Origin of the sequence: Streptomyces katrae (assembly GCF_002028425.1) — a bacterium.
Classification (GTDB): domain Bacteria; phylum Actinomycetota; class Actinomycetes; order Streptomycetales; family Streptomycetaceae; genus Streptomyces; species Streptomyces katrae_A.
Map to the genome: position 1 here is coordinate 2,031,769 of NZ_CP020042.1, position 15,051 is coordinate 2,046,819.

Here is a 15,051-nt window from a genome sequence, read left to right on the forward strand (position 1 = left end):
AATCGTCGGGTCAGCCCGCGATCAGCTTGCCGTTCTCCGCCTTGACCGGGACGGCCGGGAGCGGCTCGGAGGCCGGGCCGCGCAGGACCTTGCCCGTGGTGACGTCGAAACGGCTGCCGTGGCAGGGGCAGTTGCCCTCGCCCTTGTCGATCTTGTCGAGGACGCAGCCGGCGTGCGTGCACTGGGCGCTGAACGCCTTGTACTGGCCCTCCGCCGGGCAGCTGACGACGAGCTTCTGCTCGCGGAACAGCTTCGCGCCGCCGACCGGGACGTCCGCCGCGGCGCCCAGCTCGACCGGCTCCTTCGGCACGGCGGGGCCGCCCGCGCCGCTGCCGCCCCCGGTCGAGCAGGCGGAGAGCGCCGTCCCCGCGCCCACGGCCCCGGCGAGCGCGGCGGCGCCCTTGAGGACGGTACGGCGGGCGGCGGGCTGGGACGCGGACATGCGGTTCTCCTGGCACGAGGTGGCGGGCCCCGGGCGGGGCCCACCCGACCATACCGGCGCCCGGTGCGATAGCTTCCCCCGCGTGATCGTCGTCGGCGGAGAAGCCCTGATCGACCTCGTGCCGCTGGCCCGGCCGCCGGGCGCGCTGCTGCCCCGCGCCGGGGGCGGGCCGTACAACACCGCCCTGGCGCTGGGCCGCCTCGGAGCCCCGGTGGCCTTCTGCTCCCGCGTCTCGGCCGACGGCTTCGGCGAGACCCTGCTGGCCGGGCTGCGGGCCGCGGGGGTGGACCTCTCGCTGGTGCAGCGCGGGCCCGAGCCGACCACCTTGGCCGTGCCCTCACTGGACCCGGACGGCTCGGCCGCGTACGAGTTCTACGTGGAGGGCACCGCCGACCGGCTGTTCACCCTGCCGCCCGCGCTGCCCCCGCAGGCGCGGGCCCTGGCGCTCGGGACCTGCTCGCTGGTGCTGGAGCCGGGGGCGAGCGCGTACGAGGCCCTGCTGCGGCGGGAGTCGGGGCGCGGGCTGCTGACCCTGCTGGACCCCAACATCCGCCCCGCGCTGATCGCGGACCCGGCCGGCTACCGGGAGCGGTTCCTGGCCCGGCTGCCGTACGTGTCCGTGCTGAAGTTGTCGGAGGAGGACGCTGACTGGCTGGGCGGCCGGGCCGGGGACTGGCTGGCGGCAGGGCCTTCGGCGGTGGTGCTGACCCGGGGTGCGGCGGGGCTGACGGTGTGGACCGCGGACGGGGCGGAGCACAGTGCGGCGGCCCGTCCGGTGACCGTCGCGGACACCATCGGCGCGGGCGACACCGTCAACGCGGCGCTGCTGCACCGGCTCGCCGGGGTACCGGACCCCCACGTGGTGGACTGGCCCGACGTGCTGGCGTACGCCGCCCACGCGGCCGCGCTGACCTGCACCCGGGCCGGCTGCGAGCCGCCGTACGCGGCCGAGCTCGGCCTCAGCCGATAGCGGCCCACAGGGTACGGGCGAGCGCGGGGGCGAACTCCTCGACGGGCTGGACCGCCTCGGGACCGGAGAAGTGCAGGAAGAAGGCCCGCTGGAAGCAGGCCCCGAGCAGCAGCGCGGCGGCGGCGCGGGGGTCGGCGTCCGCCCGGAGCCGGCCGGCGTCGAGCTCCCGGCGCAGCCGTCCTTCGAGGGCGTCACGCACCACGTGCGGGCCCTGGCCGATCTCCTGGACCCCTTCGCGGTGGCGGGTGAGCAGGGCGGGCTCGGCGAACAGGGAGGCGGCCATCGGCATGGCCTCGGCGTAGAACAGCGAGGCGTGCCGTGCGATGCCGGCAAGGGCCTCCTGGAGGGGTCCTTCGCCGGGGCCACCGTCGAGGGCGGCCATGAGCGGTCCGGCATTGGGCGTGCGCTCCATGAGCACCCGGACGAACAGCTCTTCCTTGTTGGCGTAGTGCTTGTAGAGCGCGGCCTCCGAGCAGCCGGCCTCCCGGGCGATGGCCTTGGTGGTGGTGTTGGCGAGGCCGATGGTGCGCATGAGGGTTTCGGCGGCGTCCAGCAGCCGCTCGGAGGCGGGCCGGGTTGACTTCGGAGTGAGCATTCACTCACCCTAGTGGAGACGAGGGTGAGTGAATACTCACCCACCCTTCCTCATCCATCGCCTTCGACGGGGGTCCACGATGAAGATCACGGTGTTCGGAGCGACGGGCGGTGTGGGCCGCGAGGTGGTCCGGCAGGCCCTCGCGGCGGGCCACGAGGTGACGGCGGTCGTCCGCGACCCCGCCCGGCTGGACGTGCCGGCCCATGACCGCCTGCGGGTGGCGGTGGTGGCCGACCTGACGGACGACTCTGCGCTGCTGCCGGTCCTGGCGGGGCAGGACGCGGTGGTCTCGGCGCTCGGCGCGGCCAGCAACAAGCAGGCCCGGCTGCACCCGGTCACCGGCCCGGCCCTGCGGTCGGTCGTCGCGGCGATGGAACGGGCGGGGGTCGGACGGCTCACGGCCGTCAGCGCGGCGCCGCTGGGGCCGGACGCGGAGGGGGACGGCCTGCTCCTGCGGAAGGTGGGCTATCCCCTCCTCCGGTGGGCGCTGCGCGACCTGTACGCGGACCTGGCGGTCATGGAGTCCGTCATCGCGTCGGCGCAGGGGGTGCGGTGGACGGTGGTCCGGCCGCCGCGCCTCCTGAACCGGCCGGGCACCGGTCGCTACCGCCGCGCCGTGGACGCCAATGTCCCGGGCGGCCGGGTCATCGCCCGCGCCGACGTGGCGACGGCCCTCCTCGACGTCCTGTCCGACCCGTCGACGACGGGCCACGCGGTGGGCGTCGCCGCGTAGCCCTGGCCGGGCGGGCGCGGGTGCCGGTGCGCGGAGGGGGATCCGCGGCAGCGGCTTCCGCCCCCGCCCCGCCGGGCTACGCCTTGCGGGCCCGGGCCGCCTTCTTCGCCGGAGCGGCGGCCGCCTTCTTGCGCGGGGCCCGAGGCGGCGGGACCGGAGCGGCGTCAGAGATCCGCTCGGCCCCCAGGATGTCCCGCAGGAACTTCCCCGTGTGGCTCGCGCCCACCGACGCGACCTGCTCCGGCGTGCCCTCGGCGACGACGAGCCCGCCCCCGTAGCCACCCTCGGGGCCCATGTCCACGACCCAGTCCGCGGTCTTGATGACGTCCAGGTTGTGCTCGATGACGATCACCGAGTTCCCCTTGTCCACCAGCCCCGACAGCACCTTGATCAGCTTCGAGATGTCCTCGAAGTGCAGACCGGTCGTCGGCTCGTCCAGCACGTACACCGTCCGCCCGGTCGACCGCTTCTGCAGCTCCGACGCCAGCTTCACGCGCTGCGCCTCGCCACCCGACAGGGTCGGCGCCGACTGGCCGAGGCGGACGTACCCCAGCCCCACCTCGTTCAGCGTCTTGAGGTGCCGCGCGATGGTCGGGACCGCCTCGAAGAAGTGCAGCGCCTCCTCGATCGGCATGTTCAGGACTTCCGCGATGGACTTGCCCTTGTAGTGGACCTCCAGCGTCTCCCGGTTGTACCGGTCGCCGTGGCAGACCTCGCACGGGACGTACACGTCCGGCAGGAAGTTCATCTCGATCTTGATCGTGCCGTCACCGGAGCAGTTCTCGCACCGGCCGCCCTTGACGTTGAAGGAGAAGCGCCCCGGCAGGTAGCCGCGGACCTTGGCCTCCATCGTCTCCGCGAACAGCTTGCGCACGTGGTCGAAGACGCCCGTGTACGTCGCCGGGTTGGACCGCGGCGTCCGGCCGATCGGGGACTGGTCGACATGCACGACCTTGTCGACCAGGTCGTCGCCCTCCACCCGCGTGTGCCGGCCCGGCACGGACCGCGCGCCGTTCAGCTCGCGCGCCAGGTGCGTGTAGAGGATGTCGTTGACCAGCGTCGACTTGCCGGAGCCCGACACGCCCGTGACCGCCGTGAGGACGCCCAGCGGGAAGGACACGTCGATGTCCCGCAGGTTGTTCTCCTTGGCGCCGTGGACGGTCAGCTTCCGGTCCCCGTTCACGGGCCGGCGGATGTCCGGCACCGGGATGGACTTCTTGCCGGACAGGTACTGCCCGGTCATCGACTCGCCGTTCTTCAGCAGCTCCTTCAGCGAGCCGCTGTGCACCACCTTGCCGCCGTGCTCGCCGGCGCCCGGGCCGATGTCCACGACCCAGTCGGCCACCTTGATGGTGTCCTCGTCGTGCTCGACGACGATGAGCGTGTTGCCCATGTCCCGCAGCCGCACCAGCGTCTCGATCAGCCGGTGGTTGTCGCGCTGGTGCAGGCCGATGGACGGCTCGTCCAGCACGTACAGCACGCCGACCAGGCCGGAGCCGATCTGCGTCGCCAGGCGGATGCGCTGCGCCTCGCCGCCCGAGAGGGTGCCGGCGGCGCGGTTGAGGGAGAGGTAGTCCAGACCCACGTCGACCAGGAAGCGGAGCCGCTCGTTGACCTCCTTGAGGACGCGCTCGGCGATCTTCTTGTCGCGGGCGTCGAGCTTCATCCGTCCCAGGAAGTCGGCGCATTCGCTGATCGACATCGCGGCGACCTCGGCGATGGAACGCTCCATCACCGTCACCGCGAGCACGATCGGCTTCAGCCGGGTGCCCTCACAGGTCGGGCAGGGCACCTCGCGCATGTAGCCCTCGAAGCGCTCGCGGCTGGCGTCGCTCTCGGACTCGGCGTGCCGCCGCTTGACGAACGGCACGGCGCCCTCGAAGGCCGTGGTGTACGCGCGCTCGCGCCCGTACCGGTTGCGGTAGCGGACCTCGATCTGGGTCTTGTGCCCGTACAGCAGGGCCTTCTTGGCCCGCTGCGGCAGTCCGGCCCACGGGATGTCGGTCCGGAAGCCCAGCTCCCCGGCGAGCGCGCCGACCAGCCGCTGGAAGTAGTCCTTGGTGTGGCCCAGCGACCAGGGCGAGACCGCCCCCTCGTCCAGCGACTTGTCCTCGTCCGGGACGATCAGCTCCGGGTCCACCTCCATGCGCGTACCGATGCCGGTGCACTCGGGGCAGGCGCCGAAGGGGGAGTTGAAGGAGAAGGAACGCGGTTCCAGCTCCTCGAACGACAGGTCGTCGTACGGGCAGTAGAGGTGTTCGGAGTACATCCGCTCACGCTCCGGGTCGTCCTCGGCGAGGTCGACGAAGTCCAGGATGACCATGCCGCCGGAGAGGCCCAGCGCGGTCTCGACGGAGTCCGTGAGGCGGCGCTTGGCGCTGTCCTTGACCGTGAGGCGGTCGATGACCACCTCGATGGTGTGCTTCTCCTGCTTCTTCAGCGTGGGCGGCTCGGAGAGCTGGATCGTCTGGCCGTCCACCCGGGCGCGGCTGTAGCCCTTGGTCTGGAGGTCGGCGAAGAGGTCGACGAACTCGCCCTTGCGCTCGCGGACCAGCGGGGACAGCACCTGGAAGCGGCTGCCCTCGGGGAGCGCGAGGACCTTGTCGACGATGGCCTGCGGCGACTGCCGCGAGATCGGGCGCCGGCACTCGGGGCAGTGCGGCTTGCCGATGCGGGCGAAGAGCAGGCGGAGGTAGTCGTAGACCTCGGTGATGGTGCCGACGGTGGAGCGGGGGTTGCGCGAGGTCGACTTCTGGTCGATCGAGACGGCCGGGGAAAGGCCTTCGATGAAGTCGACGTCGGGCTTGTCCATCTGCCCCAGGAACTGGCGGGCGTACGACGAGAGCGACTCGACGTAGCGGCGCTGGCCCTCGGCGAAGATCGTGTCGAAGGCCAGGGAGGACTTGCCCGAGCCGGAGAGTCCGGTGAAGACGATGAGGGAATCGCGGGGCAGGTCGAGCGAGACGTTCTTCAGGTTGTGCTCGCGAGCGCCACGAACGATGAGACGGTCGGTCACGCCGGTCCGCACCTTTCTTGAGAGAGCGGGGGCACGGGCCCCCGGCTGTCCAGGGTATGGGGGGCGCCTCTGCGATGGATTGTGTCTGGAGTATCGAGCGTATAGCACGCACATTCGATTTACGGCACGCGCAAGAGGGCTTCACCCGATCGTGTGGCGGCGCCCTCCCGGCCACTAGGCTCGGATCCATGACTGATCATGTGCACGACCTGGCCTCTGTACGTGAAGCCACCGAACGGCTGCTGAACGCGGTCGCGAAACTGGACAACGCCTCCCTCTCCCAGGAGTCACACCTCCCGGGCTGGACCCGCGGCCACATCCTGGCCCACCTGGCGCGCAACGCCGACGCCCTCGTCAACGTCCTCGAGGGCCGCCCCATGTACGAGAGCGCCGCCGCCCGCGACGCGGACATCGAGCGCGACTCCGGCCGGCCCCTGGAAGAACACCTGACGGACCTCCGTGATTCCGCGGCCCGCTTCCTCGCCACCACCGAGTCCGACCAGGACTGGCAGCGCACGGTCGAGCTCCGCAACGGCGTCACCGACCTGGCGGCGAACGTGCCCTTCCGCCGCCTCGTCGAGGTGGAGCTCCACCACGTCGACCTGAACATCGGTTACGAGCTCCACGACCTGCCCGACGAGTTCGCCGAGCGGGAGATCGCCTTCCTCGCCGACCGCTGGTCCGGCCGCCCCGACGTCCCGCCGGTCACCCTCCAGTACTCGGACGGCCGGTTCGTCGCGCGCACCGGCGGCACCGAGGGCGCCCCCGTGGTCCTCAGCGGCGCGCAGGACGACCTGCTCGGCTGGCTGGCCGGCCGCGGTCCCAAGGGCGCCCACCTCGCCATCGAGTCCGGCGACGCCGTGCCCGAACTCCCCGCGCTCTAGGATTCGGACATGACGTACAGCGGAGCGGTGAAGGTCGGCGGTCCCGCCGACGTGCACGAACTCGCGGACCTGATGATCTCCAAGGTCGCCGTGGGTTCCATGAACAACAACGCGTACCTGCTGCGCTGCCGGGCCACCGGCGAGCAGCTCCTGATCGACGCGGCGGCCGAGCCGGACACGCTGCTGCACCTGATCGGCGACGACGGCATCGCGTCGGTCGTCACCACGCACCGGCACGGCGACCACTGGGGTGCGCTCCAGGCCGTCGTCGACGCCACCGGGGCGCGGACCTACGCGGGCGCCCTCGACGTGGAGGGCATCCCCGTCCCCACGGACGTCGCGGTCCAGGACGGGGACGTGATCACGGTCGGACGGGTCTCCCTGACCGCCCGCCACCTGGTCGGCCACACCCCCGGTTCCATCGCCCTGGTCTACGACGACCCGCACGGGCACCCGCACGTGTTCACCGGCGACTGCCTCTTCCCCGGCGGCGTCGGCAACACCTCGGGCGACGCGAAGAACTTCGCCAGTCTGATCGACGACGTCGAGACCAAGATCTTCGGGCAGCTGCCCGACGAGACCTGGGTCTACCCGGGCCACGGGAACGACACCATGCTCGGCACCGAGCGCCCCCACCTCGCGGAATGGCGCGAGCGGGGCTGGTGACCCACGGGCGCATGTGCCGCCGTCAACACCGGGCGGCCATGCGCTCCTTCCGGTCGACCTCGACCGAACGCATGTCCCGGGGAGGCGGGGCGGTGTAGTTGCTGCACCATGCGACAGCACCCCTCCCCGCCCCCCGTCCCCTCCCCCGGCACTCCGCCGGCCGACCCGGACGGCCCCGCCGCCTCGGACGGCCCCGCCGGCCCCTCCATGCTGCGGCTCGCCCTGGCCTCCCTGGCCGGGACCGCCATCGAGTTCTACGACTTCTTCGCCTACGGCACGGCCGCCGCCCTGGTGCTCGGCCCGCTGTTCTTCCCCTCGTTCTCCCCGCTCGCGGGAACCCTCGCCGCCTTCGGGACGTTCGGCGTCGGCTTCCTCGCCCGTCCGCTGGGCTCCGTGGTCTTCGGGCACATCGGCGACCGCTACGGGCGCCGCCCGGTGCTGCTCGCCTCCCTGCTGCTGACCGGACTGGCCACGGTGGCCGTCGGATGCGTGCCCTCGTACGCCTCCATCGGGATCGCCGCGCCCCTGCTGCTGCTCCTGCTGCGCTTCCTCCAGGGGCTCGGGCTCGGCGGCGAGTGGGGCGGGGCGGTGCTGCTGACCGCCGAGCACGCCCCCGAGGGGCGGCGCGGACTGTGGTCCAGCTTCCCGCAGATGGGCCCGGCCACCGGGTTCCTGCTGGCCAACGGTCTGATGCTGGCGCTGTCCGGCCTGCTGAGCGACGCGCGGTTCGGGGCCTGGGGCTGGCGGGTGCCCTTCTGGGGCGCCGGGCTGCTGGCGCTGGCCGGGCTGTGGCTGCGCCGCTCGGTGGAGGAGACCCCGCAGTTCCGGGCCCTCACCGAGACCGGCCGGCGGGCGGAGGCCCCGCTCACGGAGGTCCTGCGCGGCCACTGGCGGCTGCTCCTGCTGACCGGCGGGGCGATGTCGGTCGGGTACGCCGTCTTCTACGCGGTCACCACCTGGTCCCTGGCCTACACCACCGGCCCGCTGCACATGGACCGCACCCTGATGCTGGCCGTGGTGATGGCCGCCGTCCTGCTGAAGGGGCTGGTGACGGCCCCGCTGGCGGCCCTGGGCGACCGCTGGGGGCGGCGGCCGTTGTGCCTGGCCGGCAGTGCCGCCTGCGCGCTGTGGATGTTCCCCTTCGTGGCCCTGCTGAGCAGTGGGGATGCCCTGCTGGTGGCGGTGGGCTGCGTCGGCGCGCTGCTGGCGATGGTCCTGATGTACGCGGTGGCCGGCGCGTACCTGCCGGAGCTGTACGCGCCGCGGATCCGCTGCACCGGCGCGGCCGTCGGCTACAACCTGGGCGGCGTCCTGGGCGGGGCGCTGACCCCGGTCGTGGCGACGGCCCTGGCGGCCGGCTCCGGGCCGCCGTGGGGCGTGGCGGTGTACCTGACGGCGGTGGCCCTGGTCAGCCTCGGCTGCTTCGCCCTCCTCCCGGAGACCCGCCCGGCCGCCCTCCCGGTCCGGGACGGTGCGGGCGCGGACACGGGAGCGGGGGCGGCCGAAGCCGCCCCCGCGTAGCCCGGGCGCGCGGCCCGGCCGGGTCAGGCGTCGACGCTCCTGGTCTCCTCGGCGGCGGCTTCGGCCGCCGCCTGCTTCCTGGAGGCGAGCAGGCTGGTGATCGTGGTGACCACCAGGACGCCGCAGATGACGCCCAGGGAGACCGGGATGGAGATCTGCGGGACGTGCACCCCGGACTCGTGCAGGGCGTGCAGCACCAGCTTGACGCCGATGAAGCCCAGGATCACGGACAGGCCGTAGCTGAGGTGGACCAGCTTCTTGAGCAGGCCGCCGATGAGGAAGTACAGCTGGCGCAGGCCCATGAGGGCGAAGGCGTTGGCGGTGAAGACGATGTACGGGTCCTGGGTGAGGCCGAAGATCGCGGGGATCGAGTCCAGGGCGAAGAGGACGTCGGTGGTGCCGATGGCGAGCATGACCACCATCAGCGGGGTGAGGACGCGCTTGCCGTTGGTGCGGATGAACAGCTTGGTGCCGTGGTAGCGGTCGGCGACGCCGAACTTCTTCTCGATCGACTTCAGGAGGCGGTTCTCCTCGAACTCCTCTTCCTCCTCGTCCTTGCGGGCTTCCTGGATCAGCTTCCAGGCGGTGTAGATGAGGAAGGCGCCGAAGAGGTAGAAGACCCACGAGAAGCTGGCGATGATCGCGGCTCCGGCGGCGATGAACACCGCGCGCAGGACCAGGGCGATCAGCACCCCGACGAGCAGGACGCGCTGCTGGAGGTGGGAGGGCACCGAGAACTTCGCCATGATCAGGACGAAGACGAAGAGGTTGTCCACGCTCAGGGACTTCTCGGTGACGAAGCCGGCGAAGAACTCCTGGGAGGCCTGGCCGCCGCCGAAGAACAGCAGGCCGAGGCCGAAGAGGACGGCGAGGACGATCCAGACGACCGTCCAGGTGCCCGCTTCCTTGAGGGAAACGTCATGGGGCTTGCGGCCGATGAGGAAATCGGCGCCGATGAGGATGCCCAGACCGGCGATGGTCAGGGCCCACAGGGTCAACGAAACGTCCACGGTATTCACGCCTCCGGCGGATGGCTCAGCACAGGGTCAGCGTCATCGCTGCCGGAGGTCTCTTCCACCCGGGCGGCTCGTGGGCCGCGGGCCGGCGCCCCGGGACCACCGCGTTGACTGAACCGGGTCGTCCGTACTGACGGGCACGCCGCGCAGGAAATAGCAGGAATACTCCCCTCCGCAGGCTCCAGAGTACCTGCGGAGGGACCCAAAGGTAAAGGGATCACCAAAGGCGGGTCACTCGATGGTCATAGGCGGGTCATGGGCCGCCTTGCGCCCGGCTACTGCCGGGCGGCCCGGCGGGCCTGCGCGACGCGCTCCAGCGCCTGGTCGAGGACCCGGCTGCCCTGTGGGGGGAGGTCCGGCTCGAAGGTCCAGGCGTGCTGGACCCACGGGTCGGCGAGGTGGTGGTCGGGTACGGGCGACAGCCTCATCAGCGAGCGCCACAGCGGGTCCAGCAGCGGCCCGTAGGCGGAGGCCTCGTCGCGGTCGGCGACCATCAGCAGGTGCACGCCGACCGACGGGCCCTCGTCGGCCAGGTAGCGCAGCTGGGTGACGGCCCGGTCGTCGAAGCCGTGCGGGAAGTCGTGCACGACGAGCAGCTGCTCGGCCGGGTCCAGGTCCGCGGGCAGGTCCTCGGGCGCGCCGGCGCGCAGGGCCATCTGTACGAGGTCCACCCGGCGGGTCAGCCGTGCGAGGGTCTCCGCGACCCCGGCGGCGCCCGCCGCGGGCGGCCCGGCCAGCACTCCGGCGCGGACCAGCGGGGCCAGCGCGGCGGAGCCCGCCCCGGCCGCGTCGATCACGTGGACGGAGATCCGGCCGGCCGGGTGGACGGCGAGCAGCCGGGCGGCGTGCGCGACGGCCATGTCCATGGCGGCGCGGCGCAGCCGGTCGGTGTCCATGGTCATGGCGGCCTCGGAGCCGGTACGGCCGTTGTCGATCCACAGTCCGCGCTCCAGCGGGAGCCGCATCAGCATGGGGATCTTCAGCCCGGGGCTCTCGGGCAGGCTGAGGTCCCCCAGGCGCAGGGCGAGGGGGCCCTCCTCGGGGGCGCCCTGGCCGTGCCAGACGGGGTTGTCCCAGCGGGCGTACGCGGCCGGGAGCGCGGGTTCGACCACCTCGGACTCGGCGGTGAGCTGGGCCAGGTCCCGGTCGAGGACGGCGCGGGCCTGGGCGACCAGGTCGTCGCGGCGGGCCCGGGCGGTCTCACGGGCGTCCCCGCCGGCGCCGCCCAGGCGGTGGCGCGGGTCGGACAGGGCCTCGTCCAGCTCGCGGTCCAGCCGGGAGTCGGCGAAGTCGACGGCGCTGCGGTAGGCGGCGACGGTGCGGGCCAGGTCCTCGAACATGCCCCAGACCTGGTTGTAGAGCCGCTCGTCCATGGACCAGCCGGTGGCGTCCCCGGCGACGGGGACGGGGGGTTCGCCGGGGCCGGCGGGGGCGGCCGCGGGGCGGGGGGCCGGCTCGGGTGCCTCGTTGGTGGTGCGGCGGCGGCGCGGGTGGGCGTAGTCGATGGCGGGTCGGCCGTCGGCGGGTGCGGCCGCGGCCGGCGCGGGGCCGGGGGTGCCGGCGTAGGGGACCCCGGAGACGGGGACCGGGTCCGGCGGCTCCGGGGCGGTCGCGGGGGCTGGGGGGCGGTCGCGGGGGGCTGCGGGGTCGCGGGCGGCGCGGCCTCCTGCGCGGGGGGCGGGAGGGGGGCCGGGGAGCGGTCGCCGTCCCCGGTGCGCGCGGCCGTGCGCAGGGCCTCGGCGGCCAGGGCCGCGGCCTCGGGTGCGGCCAGTCCCCCGTCCCGGAGGAGGGCGGCGAGTCCGTCGGCGTACCCCTGGCCGACGGCCCGGACCTTCCAGGCGCCCTGGCGGCGGTAGAGCTCCAGGGCGATCAGGGCGGTCTCGGCGTCCAGGCCGGTGAGGGCGAAGGCCGCGAACTCGGCGCCGCCCGCCTCGGCGACCGCGACGTGCGGTGCGGGGACGGCGCCGAAGCGCAGGGGGCCGCCGGGCGGCAGGACGAGGAGCAGGCCGATCCGGTGGACCTCCGCCGCGACGGCGTCGAGGTCGAAGGTCAGGGTGTGCCGGTCGCCGGGGCCTGCGGGCACCCGGACCCCGGGGAGGGCGGGGGCGGCCGGGTGGGCCAGGGCCCCGGGGCCGGTGAGCCGGCCCTGCTCGTCGGCCACCGAGGCCAGCGCGAGCACCGCGGTGCCGGCCGAGACCCTGACCTCCACCCGGCTGTGGGACACGGGGTGGTTCTGCCCCCGGACCAGTTCGGCCGTCATCGTGCAGCCCTCCCCCGTGCCTTCTTCTCTTGTTTCCCGGTGTCCCGGTCTTCCGGTTTCGGTGCGGTGGCGCGATGGCGCCGTGGTGCTTACAGGTGCGGCAGGATCGCCGGCATCAGGTCCTGGAAGGTCCGGCCGTTGGCCGGGTTGCCCAGGGCCGTCATCTGCCAGCCGCCGCCGGCCCGGGACACCTTCGCCATGATCTGCGCGGTGTACTGGCCGCCGCCGTCGAGGGTGTAGCGGGCCAGTTCCTGGCCGTTGGTCTCGTCGACGATGCGGCAGAACGCGTTCTGCACTTCCTGGAAGGTCTGTCCCGTGAAGGAGTTCACCGTGAAGACGATCGTGTCGATGTGCACCGGCACACGCTGGAGGTCGACGAGGATGGCCTCGTCGTCCCCACCCTGGCCGACGCCGCCGACCAGGTTGTCACCGGTGTGGCGGACCGAGCCGTCGTCGCTCTGCAGGTGCCGGAAGAACACCACGTCCACGGGCTGCTTGTCGGCGAACAGCACCGCCGAGGCGTCCAGGTCGATCTCCCGGGTGCGCGAGCCGAACAGCCCGCGGCGCTTGGCCGCCTGCCAGCCGAGGCCCATCCGGACGGCCGTCAGCGTGCCGCCGCCCTGCTTCTCCAGACTGATGGCCTGACCCTTGGTCATGTTGACCGTCACGCGCGTCCCCTCTCCATAGCCACCCCCAGGCAGCCTGTACCTGCGGCCGTTCCCACACCCTACTGACCGGCCACGGGTCAGGCGAGGCCCGCTTCCCGCATCTGCCGGAGCTCCTTCTTCAGCTCGCCCACCTCGTCGCGGATCCGGGCCGCGACCTCGAACTGGAGCTCGGCGGCAGCCCCCCGCATCCGCTCGGTCATCTGCTCGATGAGGGCGGCCAGTTCTGCGGCGGGACGGTCCGTGAGCACCTCGGCGGCCTTGGCCCCCTTGGCTCCCTTGGCTCCCTTGCCGGCCTTCGCCGGGGAGGCCGCGCCCAGGGCCGGGACGGGGGCCTTCGCGCCCTTGCCGTCCTTGGCCTGCCGGTAGCCGGTGCCGAGCAGCTGCTCGGTGTCGAGCTCCTCGCGGGCGATGGTGGCGACGATGTCGTTGATCTTCTTGCGGAGCGGCTGCGGGTCGATCCCGTTGGCCGTGTTGTACGCGATCTGCTTCTCGCGGCGCCGGTTGGTCTCCTCGATGGCCTTCTCCATCGCCGGGGTCATCTTGTCCGCGTACATGTGGACCTGGCCGGAGACGTTGCGCGCGGCGCGGCCGATGGTCTGGATGAGGGAGGTCCCGGAGCGCAGGAAGCCCTCCTTGTCGGCGTCGAGGATCGCCACGAGCGAGACCTCGGGCAGGTCGAGGCCCTCGCGCAGCAGGTTGATGCCGACCAGGACGTCGTACTCGCCGGAGCGCAGCTCGCGCAGCAGCTCGATGCGGCGCAGGGTGTCCACGTCGCTGTGCAGGTAGCGGACCTGGATGCCGAGCTCCAGGAAGTAGTCGGTCAGGTCCTCGGCCATCTTCTTGGTGAGGGTGGTGACCAGGACGCGCTCGTCCTTCTCCACCCGGGTGCGGATCTCGTGCACCAGGTCGTCGATCTGGCCTTCGGTGGGCTTGACCACGACCTCGGGGTCGACGAGGCCGGTGGGGCGGATGATCTGCTCCACGAAGCCGTCGGCGCGGGAGAGCTCGTATTTCCCCGGGGTGGCGGACAGGTAGACGGTCTGGCCGATCCGCTCCTGGAACTCCTCCCACTTCAGCGGCCGGTTGTCCAGCGCGGACGGCAGCCGGAAGCCGTGGTCGACCAGGGTCCGCTTGCGCGAGGCGTCGCCCTCGTACATGGCGCCGATCTGCGGCACCGTGACGTGCGACTCGTCGATGACGAGGAGGAAGTCCTCGGGGAAGTAGTCGATGAGGGTGTTGGGGGCCGAGCCGCGCTCGCGGTCGTCCATGTGCAGCGAGTAGTTCTCGATGCCGGAGCAGGACCCGATCTGGCGCATCATCTCCAGGTCGTAGGTGGTGCGCATGCGCAGCCGCTGGGCCTCCAGCATCTTGCCCTGCTTCTCCAGCTCGGCGAGGCGCTCGGCCAGCTCGGCCTCGATGCCGCGGATCGCCTTCTCCATGCGCTCGGGGCCGGCGACGTAGTGGCTGGCGGGGAAGACGTACAGCTCGTGGTCCTCGCTGATGACCTCGCCCGTCAGCGGGTGCAGGGTGGAGAGCGCCTCGATCTCGTCGCCGAACATCTCGATGCGGACGGCCAGTTCCTCGTAGACCGGGAAGATCTCGATGGTGTCCCCGCGCACCCGGAAGGTGCCCCGGGTGAAGGCCACGTCATTGCGCGTGTACTGGATGTCCACGAAGCGGCGCAGCAGCTGGTCGCGGTCGATCTCCTCGCCCACCTTGAGCGGGACCATCCGGTCCACGTACTCCTGCGGCGTGCCGAGGCCGTAGATGCAGGACACGGAGGCGACGACGATCACGTCACGCCGGGTGAGCAGCGAGTTGGTCGCGGAGTGGCGCAGCCGCTCCACCTCCTCGTTGATCGAGGAGTCCTTCTCGATGTAGGTGTCCGACTGCGGAACGTAGGCCTCGGGCTGGTAGTAGTCGTAGTACGACACGAAGTACTCGACGGCGTTGTTCGGCAGGAGCTCGCGGAACTCGTTCGCCAGCTGGGCGGCGAGGGTCTTGTTCGGCGCCATCACCAGGGTCGGGCGCTGGAGCTTCTCGATCATCCACGCGGTGGTGGCCGACTTGCCGGTGCCGGTGGCACCGAGCAGGACGACGTCCTTCTCACCTGCGCGGATGCGCTTCTCCAGCTCGGCGATGGCCGCCGGCTGGTCGCCGCTGGGCTGGTAGGGGCTGACGACCTCGAAAGGCGCCACCGTGCGTTCGATCTTCGATACGGGCCGCATGACTCCACCGTACGGCCCCCCACTGACACTCGGACGCCCGCAAGCGCCCCGC

General features: G+C 72.3%; 12 protein-coding genes and 1 pseudogene. 5 read left to right on the top strand and 8 right to left on the bottom strand.

What is annotated here, in order from left to right; all coding sequences use genetic code 11:
• Nucleotides 1-10: 10 nt before the first annotated feature.
• A complete protein-coding gene (locus B4U46_RS09235; RefSeq protein WP_079425737.1) occupies nt 11-442 on the bottom strand; it encodes a Rieske (2Fe-2S) protein in 432 nt (143 codons plus the stop codon).
• Between the two features lie 82 nt (nt 443-524).
• Between B4U46_RS09235 and B4U46_RS09240 the strand changes: the two genes are divergently transcribed.
• Nucleotides 525-1,412 carry a carbohydrate kinase family protein gene (locus tag B4U46_RS09240; RefSeq protein ID WP_079425739.1) on the top strand — a complete coding sequence of 296 codons (888 nt, stop codon included), beginning with the start codon at nt 525-527 and terminating at the stop codon, nt 1,410-1,412.
• Here B4U46_RS09240 and B4U46_RS09245 read toward each other — a convergent pair.
• On the bottom strand, nt 1,402-2,007 hold the full coding sequence (locus B4U46_RS09245) for a TetR/AcrR family transcriptional regulator (protein ID WP_079425741.1): 606 nt from the start codon (nt 2,005-2,007) through the stop codon (nt 1,402-1,404). The genes B4U46_RS09240 and B4U46_RS09245 overlap by 11 nt on opposite strands.
• Before the next feature lie 79 nt (nt 2,008-2,086).
• On the opposite strand from B4U46_RS09245, the gene B4U46_RS09250 reads away from it, so the two are divergent.
• Nucleotides 2,087-2,740 (top strand): NAD(P)-dependent oxidoreductase, encoded by a 654-nt coding sequence (locus B4U46_RS09250; RefSeq protein WP_079425744.1) that lies wholly within the window; start codon nt 2,087-2,089, stop codon nt 2,738-2,740.
• Nucleotides 2,741-2,816: 76 nt separating this feature from the next.
• On the opposite strand, the gene uvrA is transcribed toward B4U46_RS09250, so the two are convergent.
• Nucleotides 2,817-5,756, bottom strand: coding sequence for an excinuclease ABC subunit UvrA (uvrA, locus tag B4U46_RS09255; protein ID WP_079425746.1), 2,940 nt, complete (start codon nt 5,754-5,756; stop codon nt 2,817-2,819).
• A 188-nt stretch (nt 5,757-5,944) separates the two neighbouring features.
• Between uvrA and B4U46_RS09260 the strand changes: the two genes are divergently transcribed.
• The 3 genes from B4U46_RS09260 (at nt 5,945) to B4U46_RS09270 (ending at nt 8,827) form a co-directional block, all read left to right on the top strand.
• A complete protein-coding gene (locus B4U46_RS09260; RefSeq protein WP_079425748.1) occupies nt 5,945-6,640 on the top strand; it encodes a maleylpyruvate isomerase family mycothiol-dependent enzyme in 696 nt (231 codons plus the stop codon).
• A gap of 9 nt (nt 6,641-6,649) precedes the next feature.
• Nucleotides 6,650-7,306: an MBL fold metallo-hydrolase gene (locus tag B4U46_RS09265; RefSeq protein WP_079425751.1), complete on the top strand. Its 657-nt coding sequence runs from the start codon at nt 6,650-6,652 to the stop codon at nt 7,304-7,306.
• A gap of 207 nt (nt 7,307-7,513) precedes the next feature.
• Nucleotides 7,514-8,827: an MFS transporter gene (locus B4U46_RS09270; RefSeq protein WP_079431650.1), complete on the top strand. Its 1,314-nt coding sequence runs from the start codon at nt 7,514-7,516 to the stop codon at nt 8,825-8,827.
• Nucleotides 8,828-8,850: 23 nt separating this feature from the next.
• Here B4U46_RS09270 and B4U46_RS09275 read toward each other — a convergent pair whose 3' ends face one another.
• From B4U46_RS09275 to uvrB, 5 genes and pseudogenes are all read right to left on the bottom strand, one after another.
• Nucleotides 8,851-9,837, bottom strand: coding sequence for a TerC/Alx family metal homeostasis membrane protein (locus B4U46_RS09275; RefSeq protein ID WP_079425753.1), 987 nt, complete (start codon nt 9,835-9,837; stop codon nt 8,851-8,853).
• A 281-nt stretch (nt 9,838-10,118) separates the two neighbouring features.
• Nucleotides 10,119-11,216 carry a hypothetical protein gene (locus B4U46_RS40305; protein WP_261340955.1) on the bottom strand — a complete coding sequence of 366 codons (1,098 nt, stop codon included), beginning with the start codon at nt 11,214-11,216 and terminating at the stop codon, nt 10,119-10,121.
• 467 nt (nt 11,217-11,683) lie between these two features.
• Nucleotides 11,684-12,103: pseudogene (locus tag B4U46_RS40310) on the bottom strand (TerD family protein); the annotation flags it as partial.
• An 89-nt stretch (nt 12,104-12,192) separates the two neighbouring features.
• On the bottom strand, nt 12,193-12,771 hold the full coding sequence (locus tag B4U46_RS09285; RefSeq protein ID WP_079425755.1) for a TerD family protein: 579 nt from the start codon (nt 12,769-12,771) through the stop codon (nt 12,193-12,195).
• Between the two features lie 77 nt (nt 12,772-12,848).
• On the bottom strand, nt 12,849-14,999 hold the full coding sequence (gene uvrB, locus B4U46_RS09290) for an excinuclease ABC subunit UvrB (RefSeq protein WP_079425757.1): 2,151 nt from the start codon (nt 14,997-14,999) through the stop codon (nt 12,849-12,851).
• Nucleotides 15,000-15,051 lie beyond the last annotated feature (52 nt).

Excerpts from the sequence above, each read along its gene's own strand:
- B4U46_RS09245 (WP_079425741.1), bottom strand. The coding sequence starts at position 2,007 with ATGCTCACTCCGAAGTCAACCCGGCCCGCCTCCGAGCGGCTGCTGGAC.
- B4U46_RS40305 (WP_261340955.1), bottom strand. The coding sequence starts at position 11,216 with ATGGACGAGCGGCTCTACAACCAGGTCTGGGGCATGTTCGAGGACCTG.
- B4U46_RS09265 (WP_079425751.1), top strand. The coding sequence starts at position 6,650 with ATGACGTACAGCGGAGCGGTGAAGGTCGGCGGTCCCGCCGACGTGCAC.
- B4U46_RS09260 (WP_079425748.1), top strand. The coding sequence starts at position 5,945 with ATGACTGATCATGTGCACGACCTGGCCTCTGTACGTGAAGCCACCGAA.
- B4U46_RS09235 (WP_079425737.1), bottom strand. The coding sequence starts at position 442 with ATGTCCGCGTCCCAGCCCGCCGCCCGCCGTACCGTCCTCAAGGGCGCC.
- B4U46_RS09270 (WP_079431650.1), top strand. The coding sequence starts at position 7,514 with ATGCTGCGGCTCGCCCTGGCCTCCCTGGCCGGGACCGCCATCGAGTTC.
- B4U46_RS09250 (WP_079425744.1), top strand. The coding sequence starts at position 2,087 with ATGAAGATCACGGTGTTCGGAGCGACGGGCGGTGTGGGCCGCGAGGTG.
- uvrB (WP_079425757.1), bottom strand. The coding sequence starts at position 14,999 with ATGCGGCCCGTATCGAAGATCGAACGCACGGTGGCGCCTTTCGAGGTC.